Annotated in this window: 23 protein-coding genes; 12 read left to right on the forward strand and 11 right to left on the reverse strand. The window is 57.6% G+C overall.

Going from position 1 to position 18336, the window contains the following annotated elements; all coding sequences use genetic code 11:
• Positions 1–5: 5 nt before the first annotated feature.
• Genes lptA through ACCW71_RS12360 form a run of 5 tightly spaced genes read right to left on the reverse strand, consistent with a single transcriptional unit; the run spans position 6 to position 3661 of the window.
• The gene (lptA, locus tag ACCW71_RS12340) at positions 6–557 is read right to left on the reverse strand and encodes a lipopolysaccharide ABC transporter substrate-binding protein LptA (protein WP_436371731.1); all 552 of its coding nucleotides are present in this window, start codon (positions 555–557) and stop codon (positions 6–8) included.
• Complete coding sequence (gene lptC, locus ACCW71_RS12345) at positions 532–1104, reverse strand: LPS export ABC transporter periplasmic protein LptC (RefSeq protein WP_436371733.1); 573 nt, start codon at positions 1102–1104, stop codon at positions 532–534. Before lptC ends, lptA begins: the two co-directional genes overlap by 26 nt.
• Positions 1101–1667, reverse strand: coding sequence for a 3-deoxy-manno-octulosonate-8-phosphatase KdsC (gene kdsC, locus ACCW71_RS12350; protein ID WP_436371735.1), 567 nt, complete (start codon positions 1665–1667; stop codon positions 1101–1103). The genes lptC and kdsC overlap by 4 nt, the downstream gene beginning before the upstream one ends.
• Before the next feature lie 13 nt (positions 1668–1680).
• Complete coding sequence (gene kdsD, locus ACCW71_RS12355; protein WP_436371737.1) at positions 1681–2664, reverse strand: arabinose-5-phosphate isomerase KdsD; 984 nt, start codon at positions 2662–2664, stop codon at positions 1681–1683.
• A gap of 16 nt (positions 2665–2680) precedes the next feature.
• A complete protein-coding gene (locus ACCW71_RS12360; protein WP_436371739.1) occupies positions 2681–3661 on the reverse strand; it encodes a calcium/sodium antiporter in 981 nt (326 codons plus the stop codon).
• Between ACCW71_RS12360 and ACCW71_RS12365 the strand changes: the two genes are divergently transcribed.
• From ACCW71_RS12365 to murA, 8 genes are all read left to right on the forward strand, one after another.
• Positions 3660–3836 (forward strand): hypothetical protein, encoded by a 177-nt coding sequence (locus ACCW71_RS12365; protein ID WP_436371741.1) that lies wholly within the window; start codon positions 3660–3662, stop codon positions 3834–3836. The genes ACCW71_RS12360 and ACCW71_RS12365 overlap by 2 nt on opposite strands.
• Positions 3837–3889: 53 nt before the next feature.
• Complete coding sequence (gene mlaF / locus ACCW71_RS12370) at positions 3890–4705, forward strand: phospholipid ABC transporter ATP-binding protein MlaF (protein WP_436371743.1); 816 nt, start codon at positions 3890–3892, stop codon at positions 4703–4705.
• Between the two features lie 4 nt (positions 4706–4709).
• Positions 4710–5492 carry a lipid asymmetry maintenance ABC transporter permease subunit MlaE gene (mlaE, locus tag ACCW71_RS12375; protein ID WP_436371745.1) on the forward strand — a complete coding sequence of 261 codons (783 nt, stop codon included), beginning with the start codon at positions 4710–4712 and terminating at the stop codon, positions 5490–5492.
• A gap of 4 nt (positions 5493–5496) precedes the next feature.
• The gene (gene mlaD, locus ACCW71_RS12380; protein WP_436371747.1) at positions 5497–6042 is read left to right on the forward strand and encodes an outer membrane lipid asymmetry maintenance protein MlaD; all 546 of its coding nucleotides are present in this window, start codon (positions 5497–5499) and stop codon (positions 6040–6042) included.
• A gap of 15 nt (positions 6043–6057) precedes the next feature.
• Complete coding sequence (mlaC, locus tag ACCW71_RS12385) at positions 6058–6693, forward strand: phospholipid-binding protein MlaC (protein ID WP_436371749.1); 636 nt, start codon at positions 6058–6060, stop codon at positions 6691–6693.
• On the forward strand, positions 6693–6998 hold the full coding sequence (mlaB, locus tag ACCW71_RS12390; protein WP_436371751.1) for a lipid asymmetry maintenance protein MlaB: 306 nt from the start codon (positions 6693–6695) through the stop codon (positions 6996–6998). The genes mlaC and mlaB overlap by 1 nt, the downstream gene beginning before the upstream one ends.
• Positions 6999–7111: 113 nt before the next feature.
• Complete coding sequence (ibaG, locus tag ACCW71_RS12395) at positions 7112–7369, forward strand: BolA family iron metabolism protein IbaG (protein ID WP_009092456.1); 258 nt, start codon at positions 7112–7114, stop codon at positions 7367–7369.
• Positions 7370–7436: 67 nt separating this feature from the next.
• The gene (murA, locus tag ACCW71_RS12400; protein ID WP_436371753.1) at positions 7437–8696 is read left to right on the forward strand and encodes a UDP-N-acetylglucosamine 1-carboxyvinyltransferase; all 1260 of its coding nucleotides are present in this window, start codon (positions 7437–7439) and stop codon (positions 8694–8696) included.
• A gap of 72 nt (positions 8697–8768) precedes the next feature.
• Here the strand turns inward: murA and ACCW71_RS12405 are convergent, their stop codons facing one another.
• Together ACCW71_RS12405 and ispB are read right to left on the reverse strand one after the other, a co-directional pair.
• The gene (locus ACCW71_RS12405; RefSeq protein ID WP_436371755.1) at positions 8769–9053 is read right to left on the reverse strand and encodes a helix-turn-helix domain-containing protein; all 285 of its coding nucleotides are present in this window, start codon (positions 9051–9053) and stop codon (positions 8769–8771) included.
• 237 nt (positions 9054–9290) lie between these two features.
• Positions 9291–10262 carry an octaprenyl diphosphate synthase gene (ispB, locus tag ACCW71_RS12410; protein ID WP_436371757.1) on the reverse strand — a complete coding sequence of 324 codons (972 nt, stop codon included), beginning with the start codon at positions 10260–10262 and terminating at the stop codon, positions 9291–9293.
• 257 nt (positions 10263–10519) lie between these two features.
• Between ispB and rplU the strand changes: the two genes are divergently transcribed.
• The 3 genes from rplU to cgtA all read left to right on the forward strand — a co-directional run bounded on the left by rplU (position 10520) and on the right by cgtA (position 12519).
• The gene (rplU, locus tag ACCW71_RS12415) at positions 10520–10831 is read left to right on the forward strand and encodes a 50S ribosomal protein L21 (protein WP_008925416.1); all 312 of its coding nucleotides are present in this window, start codon (positions 10520–10522) and stop codon (positions 10829–10831) included.
• Positions 10832–10846: 15 nt separating this feature from the next.
• Positions 10847–11104, forward strand: coding sequence for a 50S ribosomal protein L27 (gene rpmA, locus ACCW71_RS12420; RefSeq protein WP_063878150.1), 258 nt, complete (start codon positions 10847–10849; stop codon positions 11102–11104).
• Positions 11105–11346: 242 nt separating this feature from the next.
• Entirely contained in the window at positions 11347–12519 is a 1173-nt protein-coding gene (cgtA, locus tag ACCW71_RS12425) for an Obg family GTPase CgtA (protein WP_436371760.1), read from the forward strand.
• Between the two features lie 197 nt (positions 12520–12716).
• On the opposite strand, the gene dhbA is transcribed toward cgtA, so the two are convergent.
• Genes dhbA through ACCW71_RS12445 form a run of 4 tightly spaced genes read right to left on the reverse strand, consistent with a single transcriptional unit; the run spans position 12717 to position 17150 of the window.
• Entirely contained in the window at positions 12717–13475 is a 759-nt protein-coding gene (gene dhbA / locus ACCW71_RS12430; RefSeq protein ID WP_436371762.1) for a 2,3-dihydro-2,3-dihydroxybenzoate dehydrogenase, read from the reverse strand.
• Complete coding sequence (locus ACCW71_RS12435) at positions 13472–14326, reverse strand: isochorismatase family protein (RefSeq protein ID WP_436371764.1); 855 nt, start codon at positions 14324–14326, stop codon at positions 13472–13474. The genes dhbA and ACCW71_RS12435 overlap by 4 nt, the downstream gene beginning before the upstream one ends.
• 18 nt (positions 14327–14344) lie before the next feature.
• Positions 14345–15961, reverse strand: coding sequence for a (2,3-dihydroxybenzoyl)adenylate synthase (locus tag ACCW71_RS12440; protein WP_436371766.1), 1617 nt, complete (start codon positions 15959–15961; stop codon positions 14345–14347).
• Between the two features lie 10 nt (positions 15962–15971).
• The gene (locus tag ACCW71_RS12445; RefSeq protein WP_436371768.1) at positions 15972–17150 is read right to left on the reverse strand and encodes an isochorismate synthase; all 1179 of its coding nucleotides are present in this window, start codon (positions 17148–17150) and stop codon (positions 15972–15974) included.
• Positions 17151–17325: 175 nt separating this feature from the next.
• Between ACCW71_RS12445 and fepB the strand changes: the two genes are divergently transcribed.
• Positions 17326–18318, forward strand: a complete 993-nt coding sequence (gene fepB, locus ACCW71_RS12450; protein ID WP_436371770.1) for a Fe2+-enterobactin ABC transporter substrate-binding protein — start codon at positions 17326–17328, stop codon at positions 18316–18318.
• The last annotated feature ends 18 nt before the right edge of the window (positions 18319–18336 follow it).

Below are 18336 nucleotides of genomic sequence, written 5' to 3' on the forward strand. Positions count from 1 at the left end.
AGCTATCAGTTACTCTTCTTTCCGCTGGTGGACGAACCTTTATCCTGAAGTTGCGACGGCACCAGCACGGTGGTGACACGCTTGTTCTGGCCCTGGCTGAAAGCCTGCATCTTCTGCTCTTTCACCAGATAGGTAATGCGATCGCCTTTGATATTGCTGTCCTGCTGCTCAATAAAGGCGTTGCCGGTCAGTTCAACAAAATCGTTGGCCAGTTCATAGTGCAGTTTTGACGCATGGCCCTGCACCGGTTTGCCGCTGTCCTGCATCTGATAGAAGGTGGCGGGATTACCATAGGCATCGACGATGGTTTTTTTGCTGTCGCCGCCCGGACGAGTCACCACCACTTTATCCGCCGTGATTTTGATCGAGCCCTGGGTCACGATGACATTGCCGGTAAAGGTCGCCACGTTGCCCTGTAAATCCAGCGCCTGGTTCTGCGAGTCGATATTTACGGGTTTGTCCGAGTCACCGGTCAGGGCCAGCGCCGGAACGCTGGTGGCCAGCAGCAGGCTGGTCAGCAAAAACTTCAGGCTATTTTTGTTCATTTTGAATTTCATAAGAGGTTTTGACCTTTTCGATTAACTCGGCGTTTTTTGTCCGTAAATTGCCGCGCATTTTCATGCCGGTGGAGTTAAAACTGCGGCCATACAACGTCACCTGGTCGTCAGAGGCGACGTCCTGAGTGACAAGATTGATCTGCGCGTTATCCGTTTTGATCCGCTCAAGCTGAGAGTCCTGCGTCAGCGTGTTCAGTTCCACATGCCCATACAGATAGAGCATACGATCTTTGGTGAGCTTTGCTTTGTCCGCGCGTAGCGTCCAGGTCGGCACCTTGTTCTCATCAAAAGTGGTCATGACCGGATTTTCAAACCAGCTCAGCTCGTCATCGGAGAAATAGGTCACTTTGTCAGAGACCAGTTTGTATGACAGCGCACCCTGCGGGTTGTACACCACCGTGTGTGAATCGGCACTGGTATAGGTCGGTGCCTGCGTGTTGCTGCCGGCCTGCGAGTCATCGTCATCCTGGTTGGTAAGATTCCAGCCGATCAAAACCAGTGCAATCAAGGTCAGAATCAGCGTTATCCAACGCCTGCTTTTACTCATACTGATTGCCCTTTGGCATCCTCAAATTTGTTCTGCGCCATTAAGATCAGGTCGCATACTTCACGTACCGCACCGCGTCCACCGGCGATGCGCGTGACATAGTGCGCGCGCGGCAGCAGCACCGGATGTGCATCCGCCACTGCTACGCTTAATCCCACTTTTGCCATGACCGGCCAGTCGATCAGGTCATCACCAATATAGGCGACCTGCTCGTCGGAAAGAGACAGTTTATCCAGAAGTTCGCGATAGGCCAAAAGCTTATCCGATTGTCCCTGATAAAGATGACGGATGCCGAGCGTTTTGCAGCGATCTTCCATCAGACGGGCATTGCGGCCGGTAATAATAGCCACTTCCACCTCTGAGGTCAGCAGGCAGCGGATGCCATAGCCGTCACGCACGTTGAACGCCTTCAGCTCTTCGCCATTGTTGCCCATGTAGATCACCCCGTCGGACATGACGCCGTCGACGTCGCAAATCAGCAGGCGGATCTGGCTGGCGCGCGTCATGACCTCGGCGCTGACCGGGCCATAGCAGGTTTCAATCGGGCAGGTTGCCTGTTGCATTTTCTCTTCCTGTTCAGACTACGCCAGCGCGCAGCATGTCATGCATATGTACCACACCGAGCAGGTGGTCGTCATCGGCCACCAGAATCGAGGTAATGTTTTTGGTCTGCATCAGATTCAGGGCTTCAACCGCCAGCATATTTGGCCGCACGCGGATGCCGCCTGGCGTCATCACCTCGCCGATGGTGGCGCGCTGAAAGTCGATGCCCATATCAAAGATGCGGCGCAGGTCCCCATCGGTAAAGATACCTTCGATCTTCATCAGATCGTCGACAATCACCGTCAGCCCCAGGTTTTTCCGGGTGATCTCCAGCAGCGCGTCGCGGAGTGAGGCGTCGCGCGTGACGTGCGGCAGTTCATCGCCACTGTGCATGATGTCAGCCACGTGCAGCAGCAGCTTGCGGCCCAGCGCGCCGCCGGGGTGGGAGAGCGCAAAGTCCTCCGCCGTGAATCCGCGCGCTTCCAGCAGGGAAACCGCCAGCGCATCGCCCATCACCAGCGTCGCGGTGGTGCTGGTGGTCGGAGCCAGACCCAGCGGGCACGCCTCCTGCGGCACATGAACACAGAGATGCACGTCGGCTACCCGGCCCATGGCGCTGTCAGGCCGTCCGGTGATGCAGATCAGCGCAATGTGCTGACGTTTTAACACCGGAATCAGCGCGAGGATCTCATTTGACTCACCGCTGTTGGAGATGGCGATGACCACATCATTTTTCCCTACCATGCCGAGATCGCCATGGCTGGCTTCGGCCGGATGGACAAAAAACGCGGGCGTACCGGTACTGGCAAAGGTGGCCGCCATTTTTTTACCGATGTGACCCGACTTGCCCATCCCCATCACTACCACTTTACCCTGACAGGCGTAGATCAGGGCGCAGGCGCGGGCGAAATCGTCATTGATATATTGATCGAGCTGTTCCAGCCCTTCACGCTCAATGCGCAGAACCGTTTTGCCCGCCTGCTGGAAATCAAATGCTGTTGGTTGCTGATATGACATAGTGAATCAGTCCTTGTTAGCCGTCCATGAATGCCGGCTGCATCCACAGCAGCGTCACCCAGACGAAGAAACCACAGAGTAAAAGGGTGCCCGCCGTACGACCCACGCGGCGGCGGCGTAACAGGCAGAGCAGGGCGAACAGTACGCTGACGCCCAGCATCACCCAGTAATCACGGGCGAAGGCATGATAATCGATATGGCCGGGATGGATCAGCGCCGGCAGGCCCAGCACGATGGCAATATTATAAATGTTGGCGCCGATCAGGTTGCCGATCGCAATATCATCTTCGCCTTTCAGCGCGCCAGCGATCACCGTCGCCAGCTCGGGCAGGCTGGTGCCCACCGCAATCAGCGTCAGCCCCATCACCAGTTCGCTGACGCCGAAGTAGTCGGCAAACACCGTGGCATTGTCGATCACCATCCGTGTCGACATCGGCAGAATAATCAGGGCAACCGCCAGCCAGAGAAAGGCCACCGTATTGCCGCTCTCATCACGCGGCAGCTCCGCCAGCTGCTCGCGGGTCAGCGTATCGTTGTTGTCCCGTTCTGCCTGGCGCGCAATGCGGATCACCACCAGCAGATAAATCGCGGCGATAACGATCAGCCCGATCCCATCCAGTCGACTAAGCTGATTATCAAACAGCATAAAACCGCTGAGCAGCGTCACCAGCAACATCAGCGGCAGTTCGCGGCGGATCAGATTCGAATGAACGCTCAGGGGATGCATTAATGCAGCCGCCCCCAGGATCAGTAAAATGTTGGTAATATTCGAGCCCAGCGCGGTGCCGACAGCAAGATCCATCTGGCCATGCTGCGCGGCGGAGAAGGAGAGGATCATCTCGGGCAGCGAGGTGCCGATGCTGACAACGGTCATGCCAATGATCAGCGGCGGAATGCCCAGCGATCGGCAGAGTATTGAGGCGCTAAACACCAGACGATCGGCTCCATAAGCCAGCAAAAGCAAACCGATAATCAACAGTGCAGAAGCTACGAACATGAAAAATCCTTGCATAAAAACCCTGTCCGGCATCTATATAGCTGACCGGTTTCAGGTTCTGTTTGGCGAGACAGGCGCTGATTTTGACCGTCTGGACGGCAAAAGTAAATTTAATGACCATTTTCGCCAAATCTTAGCGGTAAGTTTCTGTAAAGCTATCGAGAATCACGCCTGAACAGGCTAACATCTGAACCCCATGTTTACGCCCGATCCTGGCACGAGGTAATAATGATCCAGCAGCAAACGAATCTGGTTGAGGTTCGGGGCGTGAGTTTTTCGCGCGGAGATCGCAAAATCTTCGACGACATTTCGCTGACTGTGCCAAAAGGCAAAGTGACGGCGATAATGGGACCGTCGGGGATCGGGAAAACCACGCTGCTACGCCTGATTGGCGGACAACTCCAGCCGACCAGCGGCGAAATCTTTTTCCGGGGTGAAAATATTCCCTCATTGTCGCGCGCTAAATTGTATGAAGCGCGTAAAAAGATGAGCATGCTGTTCCAGTCAGGCGCACTGTTTACCGATTTAACGGTCTATGAAAACGTCGCCTGGCCGCTGCGTGAACACACTCGTCTGCCGCCACCCCTGTTGCATAGCACGGTTCTGATGAAGCTGGAGGCGGTCGGCCTGCGTGGCGCCGCTCAGCTGAAACCGGCTGAGCTGTCGGGTGGGATGGCACGGCGTGTGGCGCTGGCGCGTGCGATTGCGCTTGAACCAGAACTGATCATGTTTGACGAACCTTTTGTCGGACAGGATCCCATCACCATGGGCGTGCTGGTAAAATTAATCGATGAACTCAACCATGCACTGGGCCTGACCTGTATTGTGGTGTCGCACGACGTCCCGGAAGTGCTGAGTATTGCGGACTACGCCTATATCGTGGCCGGACAAAAAATTATCGCGCACGGCACCACGCCGGAACTGCGCGAAAACAACGATCCCCGCGTCCGTCAGTTTATTGATGGCGAAGCGGATGGTCCGGTTCCCTTCCGTTTTCCTGCCGGCGACTATCTCGCGGATTTAACCGGCTCAGGGAGTAACTAAGCAGATGGTGTTGAAGGCGCTGGCGTCACTAGGTCGTCAGGGAATTGAAACGTGCGCCAGCTTTGGCCGCGCAGGATTAATGCTGTTTCATGCGCTGGTTGGCAAACCCGCGTTTCGCAGACACTGGCCGCTGCTGATTAAACAGCTCTATAGCGTTGGCGTGCTGTCGCTCCTCATTATTGTGGTTTCCGGTCTGTTCATCGGCATGGTGCTGGGTTTGCAGGGCTATCTGGTGCTGACCACCTATGGCGCAGAGACCAGCCTCGGCATGCTGGTGGCGCTGTCGCTACTGCGTGAACTGGGGCCGGTGGTGACCGCGCTGCTGTTTGCCGGGCGTGCGGGATCGGCGCTGACGGCGGAGATTGGCCTGATGAAAGCCACGGAACAGCTCTCCAGCATGGAGATGATGGCGGTTGACCCGCTGCGCCGCGTGGTCTCGCCGCGTTTCTGGGCGGGCTTCATCAGCATGCCACTGCTGGCGCTGATCTTTACCGCGGTCGGCATCGCTGGTGGCGCGCTGGTTGGGGTGAGCTGGAAGGGGATCGATCCCGGTTTCTTCTGGTCCACCATGCAGAACGCCGTGGATTTTCGCAGCGACGTGGTGAACTGCATTATCAAGAGCGCGGTGTTTGCCGTCACGGTAACCTGGATTGCGCTCTTTAACGGCTATGACGCGATTCCCACTTCGGAAGGGATCAGTCGCGCGACAACGCGAACCGTAGTGCACGCTTCTCTGGCGGTACTCGGGTTAGATTTTGTGCTGACAGCACTGATGTTTGGGAATTGATGCAATGCAAAGCAAAAAAAGCGAAATCTGGGTTGGCATTTTCATGATTATGGCGTTGATTGCCGCGCTGTTTCTCGCGCTGCGCGTCGCCGATTTAAAGTCGATGGGCACGGAGCCGACGTGGAAGCTCTACGCCACCTTTGACAACATCGGCGGCCTGAAAGCCAGCTCACCGGTCAAGATTGGCGGGGTGGTGATTGGCCGGGTAACGGAGATTGAGCTGGAGCCGAAAACGCTGCTGCCGCGGGTCACAATGGAGATCAGCGATCAGTATGCGAATAAAATTTCCGATACCAGTTCGCTGGCGGTTCGCACTCAGGGGCTGCTGGGTGAGCAATTCCTGGCGCTGAATTTAGGTTTTGACGATCCTGAACTGGGCTCGGCGATGCTGAAAGATGGCGATACGCTGCGCGATACCAAATCAGCGATGGTGCTGGAAGATCTGATTGGTCAGTTCCTCTATAAGAGCGGCGACAACAAGCAGAACAGTGACAACAAGGATGCGCAGGAAGGCCAGAGTGGTGCGCCTGCGGTACCGGCTCAACCTTAAAAAAGAGGGTATACCATGTTTAAACGTTTAATGATGATTGCCATGCTGGCGATCGCTGTGCCCCTGACGGCCGCGGCAGCTGACCAGAGCAATCCTTACAAACTGATGAATGAGGCGGCGCAGAAGACCTTTACCCGCCTGAAAAATGAACAGCCGAAAATCCGGCAGAATCCCAACTACCTGCGCGAGATTGTACGCCAGGAGCTGTTGCCCTATGTGCAGATCAAATATGCGGGCGCGTTAGTACTGGGTCGCTACTACCGTGACGCGACCCCGGCGCAGCGCGAAGCCTATTTCAGCGCCTTTGGCGACTACCTGGCGCAGGCTTATGGTCAGGCCCTGGCGCTCTATAACGGCCAGAGCTACCAGATTCAGCCTGAGCAGCCGCTGGGCGATGCTAACATCGTCGCGATTCGCGTCACCATTATCGATCCCAATGGCCGCCCGCCGGTTCGTCTCGATTTCCAGTGGCGCAAGAACAGCCAGAGCGGCAACTGGCAGGCGTATGACATGATCGCTGAAGGCGTGAGCATGATCACCACCAAACAGAATGAGTGGAGCGACCTGTTACGTACCAAAGGCATCGATGGCCTGACCGCACAGCTGAAACGCTCGGCGGCGCAGCCGATTACGCTGGATAAACAACAATAATGCAGGAATCGTTACGCTGGGATCGGGATGCCGGCACGCTCTCACTGAAAGGCGAACTTGACCGCGACACCCTGCTGAGCCTGTGGCAGCAGCGTGAAACGCTGATCAAAGATGTGGATACCATCGACGTCGCCGCGCTGGAGCGGGTTGACTCTTCCGGTCTTGCCCTGCTGGTCCATCTGCGTGAAATCGCACGGGCGCAGGGCATCACGCCACGCTTTACCGGCATCAGCGATAAACTGCATTCGCTGATTACGCTTTACAATCTGCAACAGATTATTGTTTCTGCGGATAAAAGCGTCTGATTTCCTGTTGTTAAGCTAAGCCCCTGTTTTACACAGGGGCTTTTGCATATTTAAGAGTCAGCCGCTTTCCTCTACTATGTCACCCTTATTATTATCAAGCGAAGTTAAGAGCAATGGAAAACAGTGAAATTCAGGCCGTGCTGATGGCAGCGCTGCCTTTAGACGAAGTGCATGTGATGAGCAATGATGGCAGCCATTTTCAGGTCATCGCCGTTGGCGAACTGTTTGGTGAACTGAGCCGCGTGAAAAAACAGCAGGCTGTCTATGCGCCGCTGATGGAATATATCGCCGATAACCGCATTCATGCCGTCTCCATCAAAACCTACACCCCCGCTGAATGGGCACGTGACCGTAAACTCAACGGTTTCTGATCCCTCTGCGTGGTGAACTCGCCGTGGGCGAGTCCGACCTTTAGCTAGTTAATTGAGAGCCGTGTTAATGGACAAATTTCGTGTGCAAGGCCCCACCCGTTTAAGTGGTGAAGTAACCATTTCCGGGGCGAAAAACGCCGCGCTGCCTATTCTGTTTGCTGCCCTGCTGGCTGAAGAGCCGGTAGAGCTTCAGAATGTGCCGAAGCTGCGTGACATTGATACCACCATGAAGCTGCTGAGCCAGCTGGGTGTGAAAGTGGAGCGCAACGGCTCTGTACATGTTGATGCCAGTGCGGTGGATGTATTCTGTGCGCCATACGATCTGGTGAAAACCATGCGTGCCTCCATCTGGGCATTAGGCCCGCTGGTGGCGCGTTTCGGTCAGGGCCAGGTTTCCCTGCCAGGCGGCTGCGCCATCGGCGCACGCCCGGTTGACCTGCACATTACCGGCCTTGAACAGCTGGGTGCAGAGATCAAGCTGGAGGAGGGCTATGTTAAAGCCTCTGTCAACGGCCGTCTCAAAGGCGCACTGATCGTGATGGACAAAGTCAGCGTAGGCGCGACCGTGACCATCATGAGCGCGGCGACGCTGGCGACCGGCACGACCGTGATTGAGAATGCGGCGCGGGAGCCGGAAATTGTCGACACCGCCAACTTCCTGAACACCCTGGGGGCGAAAATCACCGGCGCCGGCAGCGATAAAATCACCATCGAAGGCGTAGAGCGTCTGGGTGGCGGGGTTTACCGCGTACTGCCAGACCGGATTGAAACCGGCACCTTCCTGGTGGCGGCGGCCATTTCGGGCGGCAAAGTGATCTGTCACAAAACCCAGCCTGATACGCTGGATGCGGTGCTGGCCAAACTGCGTGATGCGGGTGCCGACATCGAAACCGGTGAAGACTGGATCAGCCTCGATATGCATGGCAAGCGCCCTAAAGCGGTTAACGTGCGCACCGCTCCGCATCCCGGCTTCCCGACCGATATGCAGGCGCAGTTCACGCTGCTAAACCTGGTGGCGGAGGGCACGGGCCTGATTACCGAAACCATCTTCGAAAACCGTTTTATGCATATCCCGGAACTGATCCGTATGGGTGCGCATGCGGAGATCGAGAGCAACACGGCAATCTGTCACGGCGTAGCCACGCTGTCAGGTGCGCAGGTAATGGCGACCGATCTTCGCGCCTCTGCCAGTCTGGTACTGGCGGGCTGTATTGCTGAAGGCACCACCTTTGTCGATCGCATTTATCACATCGATCGTGGCTATGAGCACATCGAAGATAAGCTGAAAGCGATGGGTGCCAACATTGAGCGGGTCAGCGAGGAGTAATCCCGCCGCTGGCTGCATAAAGAACCAGCCCGTGCGGGCTGGTTTTTTTTCGCCGCAAGGGCGCTGACGATCTCAGCTGTTGTCGGGTTGATCGCCCGGCGATCGGATGCGTTTTTTGCGATCGAGCAGACAGTGGGTTTCGGGATCGTAATAGCGGCTGGGCCAGATCTCAGAAGGATGAACGTTGATCGCCTCAGCGATCAGCCACTCCCCCTTGGGCCACGGCCGCGTCAGGGCATTAGCCAGCGTCGATGAACTCAACCCTGCCGCACGTGACAGCGCCGCCAGCGTCATACCGCGCTTGTGCAGCGCGGCGATAATGTCAGCGGGATGCCAGTCCTCCATCCTTTTTTGCATAACCTGTTCTCCTTTTCCTTGTCATTGCGTCGTCCAGCGGACGTTGACTTTCCTTTTTACGCTTATCTGGAAAGATGGCTTTTTTTATAGCAAATAGTTTCCACTAATTTCCAGTAATATTTGGATCTCACACCGGGTCTGTGGGATGTGACGCAAAAGCGCTGCAACAGTGATGAGAGCGAATCAGGAGGGGAGAGCAGGATCATAAAAACGGAGCCTGGGCGGCTCCGTCGGGGATCAGAAATCGCGCTGAACGGACATATGGGCCAGCGACTCCAGCGCGCTGCGCCACGGCGATTCCGGCAGGATTTGCAAAGCCTCAATCGCTTTATCCGCCTCCTGTTCCGCCCGTCTGCGCGTCCACTCCAGCGAACCGCACTGGTGCATCGCTTCCAGCACCGGCTGCAACAGATGGCGTCCGTTACCCTGTTCGATCGCTTCACGGATCATCTTCGCCTGCTCAGGGGTACCATGTTGCATCGCATGTAACAACGGCAGCGTCGGCTTGCCTTCGCTCAGATCGTCGCCGGTATTTTTGCCGAGCGTTTCGCCATCGGCACTGTAGTCCAGCAGATCGTCAATTAACTGGAAAGCGGTTCCCAGATAGCGTCCATAATCCTGCAACGCTTTTTCCTCTTCCGGGGTCGCTTCCGCCAGGATCGCCGAGGCCTGCGAAGCGGCTTCAAACAGGCGCGCTGTCTTGCTGTAAATCACGCGCATGTAGCTCTCTTCGGTGATGTCCGGGTCGTTGACGTTCATCAGTTGCAGAACTTCGCCCTCCGCGATGACGTTTACCGCTTCCGACATCAGCGCCAGGATACGCAGCGACCCCATGCTGGTCATCATCTGGAAGGCGCGGGTGTAAATAAAGTCACCGACCAGCACGCTCGCCGCATTGCCAAACGCCGCGTTCGCGGTCGCTTTGCCACGACGCATATCGGATTCATCCACCACATCGTCATGCAGCAGCGTGGCGGTGTGGATAAATTCGATCAGCGCCGCATTGGTGACGTGCAGGTCGCCCTTGTAACCCATGGCCCGCGCGGATAGCACGGCGATCATGGGACGGATACGCTTGCCCCCGCCACTGATGATGTAGTAGCCCAACTGGTTGATGAGCGAGACATCCGAATCCAGCTGGTCGAGGATGGTCTGGTTAACGGCAGCCATATCCTGTGCGGTTAATTCATTAATCTGTTCTAAGTTCATTCGTCTTTTCAGCTATGACTCGTTATCTCTGCCATGGTAAGTGCTTTTACCCAGCCAGCGTTCAGGTAATCTGTTACTGATTGTACTTGAATTTTCTGGTTGAGAAACGGTTGCGTTCAGCCTGTGTTTTTTTTCTGCAAGAGTGTGCAAAGTGCTCTTGTCTTCTTCTGGAGTTTTGCGTAGAATTCGCGCCCTATTGTGAATATTTAGCGCGCCGCCTGATGAACTAAAAGGCAAGCGCAGAAGCGGAGTTTTATATGTACGCGGTTTTCCAAAGTGGTGGTAAACAACACCGAGTAAGCGAAGGTCAGACCGTTCGCCTGGAAAAGCTGGACATCGCAACCGGTGAAACCATTGAGTTTGACCAGGTTCTGATGATTGCTAATGGCGAAGACGTGAAAATCGGCGCGCCACTGGTTTCAGGCGGTATGATCAAGGCAGAAGTTGTTGCTCATGGTCGTGGCGAGAAAATTAAGATCGTTAAGTTTCGTCGTCGTAAACACTACCGTAAGCAGGCAGGCCATCGCCAGTGGTTCACTGATGTGAAAATCACTGGTATCACGGCGTAAGAGGAGATCTGACAAATGGCACATAAAAAGGCTGGTGGTTCGACTCGAAATGGTCGTGACTCCAATGCAAAACGTCTGGGTGTTAAGCGTTTTGGTGGTGAATCTGTTCTGGCAGGTAGCATCATCGTTCGTCAGCGTGGCACCAAATTCCACGCGGGTAACAACGTAGGTTGTGGTCGTGACCACACCCTGTTTGCTACCACAGACGGCAAAGTAAAATTCGAAGTTAAAGGTCCGAACAACCGTAAATACATCAGCATCGTTGCTGAGTAAGGTTGTCGTGACGCAGACGTTTAACGTCTGAACGCACGAATTAAAGGCCCCGCAGCTCCTGCGGGGCTTTTTACATTCTGCGCTCGGTCGCGGTAAAAGCGACGCATCACAAAAGATTGCTGTACACTTTATGTACGCACTGGCGAAAGCCAATCCTGATTTATCCGCCGCTGGTCAGCGCAGAAGACCCTGGCGGACCCGTTTGCAGAGTGCTGCGAACGATTGTGTGACGGAGAGTAAAAATGAAGTTTGTTGATGAAGCGACAATTCTGGTCGTCGCCGGTGATGGCGGTAATGGTTGCGTCAGCTTCCGCCGCGAAAAATATATCCCGAGAGGCGGCCCTGACGGGGGTGATGGTGGTGATGGCGGCGACGTTTATCTGGTCGCTGACGAAAACCTCAACACCCTGATCGATTATCGTTTCGAAAAATCGTTCCGTGCTGAGCGCGGGCAGAACGGCCAGAGCCGCGACTGTACCGGTAAGCGCGGTAAAGATATTGAGATTAAAGTGCCGGTCGGCACCCGGGTGATCGATCAGGGAACCGGTGAGACATTAGGCGACATGACGCGCCACGGCCAGAAACTGATGGTCGGCAAAGGCGGCTGGCATGGCCTGGGTAACACCCGTTTTAAATCGTCGGTCAACCGCAGCCCGCGCCAGAAAACCATGGGTACCCCAGGTGAAAAGCGCGATCTGCAACTGGAGCTGATGCTGCTGGCGGACGTCGGCATGCTGGGCTTACCCAATGCTGGTAAATCGACCTTTATTCGTGCCGTTTCAGCCGCCAAGCCAAAGGTCGCGGACTATCCGTTCACGACGCTGGTGCCAAGCCTGGGCGTGGTCCGTATGGACAGCGAGCAGAGCTTTGTGGTGGCCGACATTCCTGGCCTGATTGAAGGCGCAGCGGATGGCGCGGGTCTCGGTATTCGCTTCCTGAAGCACCTTGAGCGTTGCCGCGTACTGCTGCACCTGATTGACATCGCGCCGATTGATGAGAGCGATCCGGTTGAAAACGCCCGCATCATCCTGGCTGAGCTGGAAAAGTACAGCGACAAGCTGTTCAGCAAGCCACGCTGGCTGGTATTCAACAAGGTTGATCTGATCAGCGAAGAAGAGGCGCAGTCACGCGCTAAAGCGGTAGCTGACGCGCTGGGCTGGGAAGGGAAGTACTACCTGATCTCGGCCGCAAGCCGCACCGGCGTCAACGAACTCTGCTGGGACGTGATGAGTTTCATCAACGCCAACCCGAAAGAAGCGGAGCTTGAAGAGAAGCAGCCGGAAAAAGTGGAGTTCATGTGGGATGATTACCACAAGCAAGCCCTTGAAAACGCGGTGGAAGTGGAAGATGAAGAGTGGGATGACGACTGGGATGATGAGGACGACGAAGGCGTCGAAATTATCTACCAGCGTTAATCCGCGACTACGCGCTCAGCTCCCCGCGGGCTGATGCGCGATGCGCCCTTTTCGCCCTGAAAGGGGCGCATCCTTCTGCGGTTAACGCCTGACCGCCACGCTCTGGCATCCCATCGTTTTTCCCACCGTTCTGATTCTCTCTGACTGCGTTATCCCGATGCTGTAGAGGGCTGCTGCCCGACACGCCGCTATAACTATCAGGCTCCCAGCGTTGCGCCGCCGTCGACCACCATATCCTGCATCACCAGATGGCTGGCGAGATCCGAGGCGAGAAACAGTACGCTGGCCGCAATCTCCTGCGGCTGGGCGATCTTACCCAGCGGGATACCCAGCTTGAACTGATCCGGGAAACCGGCGATCGTCTGTTGCTCACCGGCGGGCGCGGTCCACAGACTGCGCTGCATCGGCGTGTCGGTAGAGCCCGGCGAAACGATATTACAGCGCACGCCATAGGGGGCCATCTCCAGCCCCACGGTGAGACAGAGGCTGCGCAGCGCTGCTTTTGAGGCACCATAAGCGGACATGCCACTACGCGGCACATGGGCGGCATTTGACGCGATGGTGACGATAGCGCCCGCCCGCTGCTGACGGAAAACCGGCAGTGTCTGCTGGAAAAGGTTGAACGCGCCGCCCGCGTTGACGTTAAGGCACGCCTGCCAGTCAGCGAACGACAGCGCATCGGTGGCACCCAGCCGTAAAATACCGGCCGCGTTCACCAGCACATCAAGGCGGGGTTGCGCCGCCAGCACGCGCTGGCAGACCGTGCGGACCTGCGCCGGATCAGCCACATCCAGTATGTGGCAGCGGAACGGGTAGTCATCACCCTGAAACTGTTGATCAAAGGCTTCAACCTGACCGCCAGCCTGATGAAACGCCAGCGCAGTATGATAGCCGATACCCTGACCGGCACCGGTCACCCAGATCACCTGGCCGCTGAAGTCAAAAGCGTGGCTCATTTCACCGACTCCCTGGCCAGTAACGTCCACCAGCCATCAATGCTCGGATTTTTCGCCAGGCTGATAAAGTCGATGTCACTATGTACCTGACGCCAGCGCGCTGCCAGCGCCATCACACGCACCGAGTCCAGTCCGTAGTCGAGCAGATTCTCACTGTCTTCCGGCACCTCATCATCTTCCAGCAGCGGCAGGATCAGCGCACGCAGATCCGCCTTGCTGAGCGGTACCGGCATCAGGTCGCTACTCATCACCACTTTGCCGCTGCGGCCCGCCGTGTAGGTCAGCGCCATCATATGCTCCTCGCGGCTGAAGTCAGCCAGCGCGTCGGCCACCATAAACGGCTGGATATTACGCATAAAGGCGTCGGTGGCGGTGGTCAGGCAACCGATATGCGCATAGACCCCGGTGATAATCAGCTGGTCGCGGCCCATCTCATGCAGGATCGCCTCCAGTGGCGAGCGGTGGAACGCGCTGTAGCGCCATTTAGTCAGCAGCTGATCCTCCTCATCGGGAGCCAGCGCATCGACGATCTGCTGTTGATCGGGATGCTTGTTCAGGCCTGGCCCCCACATATCGTTGAGCAGCGCCCGATCTTCATCGCTCTGCGCATTGGGCTGGGCGGTGTAGAACACCGGAATCCCCTGTGCTTTGCAGTAGCGACGCAGGCGGACAATATTTTCCACCAGTTGTTCAACCAGCGGGCTGTTATCGCCCCAGAAATGAAGGAAGTAGCGCTGCATATCGTGGATCAGCAGCGCGGCGCGGCCCGGCTCCAGCTTCCATTTCACCTTGTTAGTCGGTAACTCGGCGGCGGTGGGCAGCGGGTAGGCGGTCAGTTGTGGAATAGCCATAGAAAATCTCCGAACAGATCAGGCCTGAGTATGTTGATCGGTAAGTTGCTGGCGCAGACGTTTTTTATCTACCTTGCCAACCGGGGTCAGCGGCAGAAGATCCACGCAGGTAATACGGTCGGGCAGCTTGAATTCCGCTACGCCAAGTTCACGCAGGTGGCGACGCAGCGCCGCTGGTTTAACGGGCTGGCGCGCAACGATAAACGCACAGCTCTTCTCTCCCATCAGCGCGTCGCTCATCGGCACCAGCGCGGCCTGGATCACCGCGGGATGGCGTTGCAGCAGGTTTTCGATCTCTTCGGCGGCGATCTTTTCACCGCCCCGGTTGATCTGATCTTTCTCCCGGCCCTGCACAATGATGTTGCCCTGCGGGGTGATCGCAATCAGATCGCCGGAGCAGTAAAAGCCCTGCTCATCAAAGCTGGCAGCGCTATGTTCCGGGCTCTGGTAGTAACCGCGAAAGGTATAGGGGCCGCGCGTCATCAGGCGACCGGTGGCGCCGGGCGGCAGCGGATTGCCCTGTTCATCGGCCACCCAGACCTCATCATCCGGGGAGATTGGGCGTCCCTGGGTGGTGAGAATGGTCTGTTCATCGTCATCCAGCCGGGTGTAGTTGACCAGGCCCTCCGCCATACCAAACACCTGTTGCAGGCGACAGCCAATCTCGTTCTGAATACGCGCGGCCAGCGCTTCGCCGAGCTTCGCGCCGCCGACCTGCATCCGTTGCAGTGAGCGCAGCGGGGCGTTGCTGCCCGCCTCCTGAATCGCCTGTAGCCACAGGGTGACGGCGGGCGGCACCAGGCCGGTATCGGTGATCTGATACTGCTCAATCAGCGGGAAGCAGCGGGTAGCGCTGGGGTCGGCCGCCAGAATCACCTGTCCGCCAGCGTAAAAGACCCCCAGCGCGCCCGGTGAGCTCAGCGGAAAGTTGTGCGCGGCGGGCAGGGCGATCAGGTAACGGGTTTCAGCGGTGACGCCGCAGATAACGTCACTTTCGCGGATGCTGTAGTAGTAGTCGTTATGGGTCCGCGGGATCAGTTTGGGCGTGCCGGTGGTGCCGCCCGACAGCTGGAAAAAGGCCACCTCATCCGCTGCGACAGGGGTTGCCATAAAGTGGTCAGCCGGTTCAGCCAGCAGGGCGGCGAGGCTGTTTTCTGTCTGGCTTTCATTAAGCAGCAGCACCTGGCGCAGTGAGGCGTGATCGCGGCGGAGCTGCGTAATAAAGGCGTCATCGGCGAACAGCGGATGGTGGCGATCGGCAATCAGCAGGCGGGGGGCAATCTGGCTGGCGTAAGCGGTCAGTTCGGTACGCTGATGGCTGAACAGCGCGTTGACCGGCGCGACGCCAATCTTAAACAGCGCAAACAGCGTCAGGTAAAACTCCGCCACGTTGCCGAGCTGCACCAGCGCGGTATCACCCGGTTTAAGACCGCGACGCCGCAACGCCGCCGCCAGGTTGTCACTTAATCGGGCCAGCTGGCGATAGCTGAACTGCCGCTCGCCATCGATCACCGCCACGCTGTCACGCTGCGTGTGACGGTCGGGGATCTCGCTCATTGGCCGATCCAGCCAGTAGCCTTTTTCACGGTAGCGCGCGGCCAGATCGGCGGGCCAGCGGCTGTAGCAGAGGGTCATACAGGTTCCTTTATTGCAGTCCAAAAGCGCGCAGCATGGTGTCGAGTTTGACGCCGGTTTCCCGCCACTCCGGTTCCGGCTGGGAACCGGCGACGATCCCGGCACCGGCAAACAGCCGCACCCGCGTCCCATGCACCGTGCCGCAGCGGATAGTCACCACCCATTCGCCATTACCCTGGTCATCACACCAGCCGACGATGCCGCCAAACAGCTGACGCTCAAACGGCTCAAGCTGCTGAATCAGCGGCCAGGCTGCGTGATGCGGGAAGCCGCTGAGTGCCGGGGTCGGATGCAGCAGGCAGGCGAGCGACAGCGCATTTTCATGCGCATCCGCCACTTCTCCGCGAATCTCTGTGGCGAGGTGCCAGAGTGTGGCGGTGGTCAGCAGCGACGGCACCTCGGGCACGGCGAGTAACCGGCTACGCGGCTGTAGCCGGGTGCGCATCGCATCCGTCACCAGCTTATGTTCATGGCGATCTTTAGCGGAGTCCATCAGGCTGCGGCCTGCGTCCTGGTCGCGCTGCGCATCGCGCTGGCGCGGCGCAGAGCCTGCCAGCGGACAGGAGCAAAAGTGCGTGCCCTGCTTGCGGATCATCAGCTCAGGGCTGGCACCGACCAGCACGCCGCCGTCGGGCAGCGGCAGGTGAAAGTGATAGCTGTCGGGATTCTGTGCCACGACGCGCGCCATCAGCGCGACGGTATCAACCGGCTCTTCAGCCACAATATCCAGCAGGCGCGACAGCACCACTTTATCCAGCTCGCCGCGCCGGGTGGCGGCGACCGCCTGGCTAACCATCGCGGTGAAGATGGCATGATCCGGGATGGCCGCGCGGCGGCGTATCCGGGGCAGAGCGGCCTCATCCCTGAAGGCGCGGCGGTTCAGATCGCTACGATTAAAGGTCTGACAGGACTCAGGGATAAACAGCGCCGCAGGCTGAGTCACATCAAAGGGGATCGCGCCCACCAGCAGCGGCTTCGCAATGCCCTGTTTTCTGGCACAGGCAAAGTGGTGCCGCAGCTGCTGCTGAAAGTCGCCCGTCAGCCGATCGCCTTCAATAACCGGCGCGTTGAGCGTGGTAAAGCAGCCCTGAGTGGTGAGGCTTTGCCAGGGCGAGGTAAACAGAAAACCGCGACACAGCGCCGAAAAATCGTGCAGCTGGGGGTGTTCAAACGTCTGTGATTCCACCATAATTCCGCCTATAAATGATAAGGTAACTAATAATGATTATCATTTGTATTATTGTGATGTAACCTACGTCGATTAGCCGCAGCTGTCAATAATCAGGCGGAGATACGGCGGGCTTTCGCGGTTAAATCCGCACAAATAGCCGCTCTGGCTATCCGGGGGAAAGGGACGAAAAGTGATGACTAAAAGTGGTGTAACGTCGGCGATAACGCTGTTTTTTCTCAGCCTGCTCTGCTTTTCCATCAGGGCGGAGAGTGGCTGGCCGCGTACGGTAGCCAGCGCCAGCGGCAACGTGACGCTGAAACAGGCACCGGCACGTATCGTCTCGACCAGCGTGACCCTCACCGGTTCGCTGCTGGCGATTGACGCGCCGGTGGTGGCCAGTGGTGCCACCGCGCCAGGCAGCCGGCTGGCCGATGAAACCGGATTCTTCCGGCAGTGGGGCGCGGTGGCGAAACAGCGCGCGGTGAAGCGTCTCTATATCGGTGAACCCGATGCGGAAGCGATCGCGGCCGAAGCGCCGGACCTGATTGTGGTCAGCGCCACCGGTAACGATTCGGCGATAAAACTGGTTGATCAGCTCGCCGCCATTGCGCCGGTGCTGGTGGTCAACTACGACGATAAAAGCTGGCAGCAACTGGTCACGCTGCTGGGCGAGGCGACCGGGCGCGAAGCTGAGGCCGCTGCACGAATCGCGGAATTTGCGGCGCGGGCCAGGGCGTTAAAGGCCAGCATGACGCGGCCAGCGCAGCCGGTGTCGGCGCTGGTCTGGAACGGCGATGGCCGGGCGGTCAACCTCTGGACGGCGGCATCGGCGCAGGGACAGTTACTGCAACAGCTGGGCTTCACCCTGGCGACGCCGCCAGCCACGCTCCAGCGCGGCCACAGCATGGGCGCGCGTAAGGATATTATTCAGCTCTCCGGCGAAAATCTGGCGGCCGGGCTGAATGGTCAGAGTTACCTGCTGTTTGCCGCTGACCCGCAGACGGCCAGCCGGGTGATGAACAATCCTTTCCTGGCACAGACTCCGGCGGTGCGCGATCGGGCGGTTTATGCGCTGGGGCTGGATAGCTTCCGGCTCGACTACTACAGCGCCAGCAACCTGCTGACGCGACTGGAGGCGCTGTTTGTTAAACCATCCGGCGCATTTGCGCGTGAAGATAACCCATAACAGCTCTCACGATCTCAA

This window comes from Pantoea sp. C2G6 (genome assembly GCF_051336815.1).
In the GTDB taxonomy this organism is placed as follows: domain Bacteria; phylum Pseudomonadota; class Gammaproteobacteria; order Enterobacterales; family Enterobacteriaceae; genus Pantoea.

What these genes read in the sequence shown, in the direction of transcription:
- murA (WP_436371753.1), top strand. Translation starts at nt 7,437, where the DNA reads ATGGACAAATTTCGTGTGCAAGGCCCCACCCGTTTAAGTGGTGAAGTA.
- lptC (WP_436371733.1), bottom strand. Translation starts at nt 1,104, where the DNA reads ATGAGTAAAAGCAGGCGTTGGATAACGCTGATTCTGACCTTGATTGCA.
- lptA (WP_436371731.1), bottom strand. Translation starts at nt 557, where the DNA reads ATGAAATTCAAAATGAACAAAAATAGCCTGAAGTTTTTGCTGACCAGC.
- mlaB (WP_436371751.1), top strand. Translation starts at nt 6,693, where the DNA reads ATGCAGGAATCGTTACGCTGGGATCGGGATGCCGGCACGCTCTCACTG.
- kdsD (WP_436371737.1), bottom strand. Translation starts at nt 2,664, where the DNA reads ATGTCATATCAGCAACCAACAGCATTTGATTTCCAGCAGGCGGGCAAA.
- ACCW71_RS12405 (WP_436371755.1), bottom strand. Translation starts at nt 9,053, where the DNA reads ATGCAAAAAAGGATGGAGGACTGGCATCCCGCTGACATTATCGCCGCG.
- cgtA (WP_436371760.1), top strand. Translation starts at nt 11,347, where the DNA reads ATGAAGTTTGTTGATGAAGCGACAATTCTGGTCGTCGCCGGTGATGGC.
- dhbA (WP_436371762.1), bottom strand. Translation starts at nt 13,475, where the DNA reads ATGAGCCACGCTTTTGACTTCAGCGGCCAGGTGATCTGGGTGACCGGT.
- mlaE (WP_436371745.1), top strand. Translation starts at nt 4,710, where the DNA reads ATGGTGTTGAAGGCGCTGGCGTCACTAGGTCGTCAGGGAATTGAAACG.
- mlaD (WP_436371747.1), top strand. Translation starts at nt 5,497, where the DNA reads ATGCAAAGCAAAAAAAGCGAAATCTGGGTTGGCATTTTCATGATTATG.
- mlaC (WP_436371749.1), top strand. Translation starts at nt 6,058, where the DNA reads ATGTTTAAACGTTTAATGATGATTGCCATGCTGGCGATCGCTGTGCCC.
- ACCW71_RS12365 (WP_436371741.1), top strand. Translation starts at nt 3,660, where the DNA reads ATGAAAAATCCTTGCATAAAAACCCTGTCCGGCATCTATATAGCTGAC.
- kdsC (WP_436371735.1), bottom strand. Translation starts at nt 1,667, where the DNA reads ATGCAACAGGCAACCTGCCCGATTGAAACCTGCTATGGCCCGGTCAGC.
- ACCW71_RS12445 (WP_436371768.1), bottom strand. Translation starts at nt 17,150, where the DNA reads ATGGTGGAATCACAGACGTTTGAACACCCCCAGCTGCACGATTTTTCG.
- ibaG (WP_009092456.1), top strand. Translation starts at nt 7,112, where the DNA reads ATGGAAAACAGTGAAATTCAGGCCGTGCTGATGGCAGCGCTGCCTTTA.
- rpmA (WP_063878150.1), top strand. Translation starts at nt 10,847, where the DNA reads ATGGCACATAAAAAGGCTGGTGGTTCGACTCGAAATGGTCGTGACTCC.
- ACCW71_RS12360 (WP_436371739.1), bottom strand. Translation starts at nt 3,661, where the DNA reads ATGTTCGTAGCTTCTGCACTGTTGATTATCGGTTTGCTTTTGCTGGCT.
- ACCW71_RS12440 (WP_436371766.1), bottom strand. Translation starts at nt 15,961, where the DNA reads ATGACCCTCTGCTACAGCCGCTGGCCCGCCGATCTGGCCGCGCGCTAC.
- mlaF (WP_436371743.1), top strand. Translation starts at nt 3,890, where the DNA reads ATGATCCAGCAGCAAACGAATCTGGTTGAGGTTCGGGGCGTGAGTTTT.
- ispB (WP_436371757.1), bottom strand. Translation starts at nt 10,262, where the DNA reads ATGAACTTAGAACAGATTAATGAATTAACCGCACAGGATATGGCTGCC.
- fepB (WP_436371770.1), top strand. Translation starts at nt 17,326, where the DNA reads ATGACTAAAAGTGGTGTAACGTCGGCGATAACGCTGTTTTTTCTCAGC.
- ACCW71_RS12435 (WP_436371764.1), bottom strand. Translation starts at nt 14,326, where the DNA reads ATGGCTATTCCACAACTGACCGCCTACCCGCTGCCCACCGCCGCCGAG.
- rplU (WP_008925416.1), top strand. Translation starts at nt 10,520, where the DNA reads ATGTACGCGGTTTTCCAAAGTGGTGGTAAACAACACCGAGTAAGCGAA.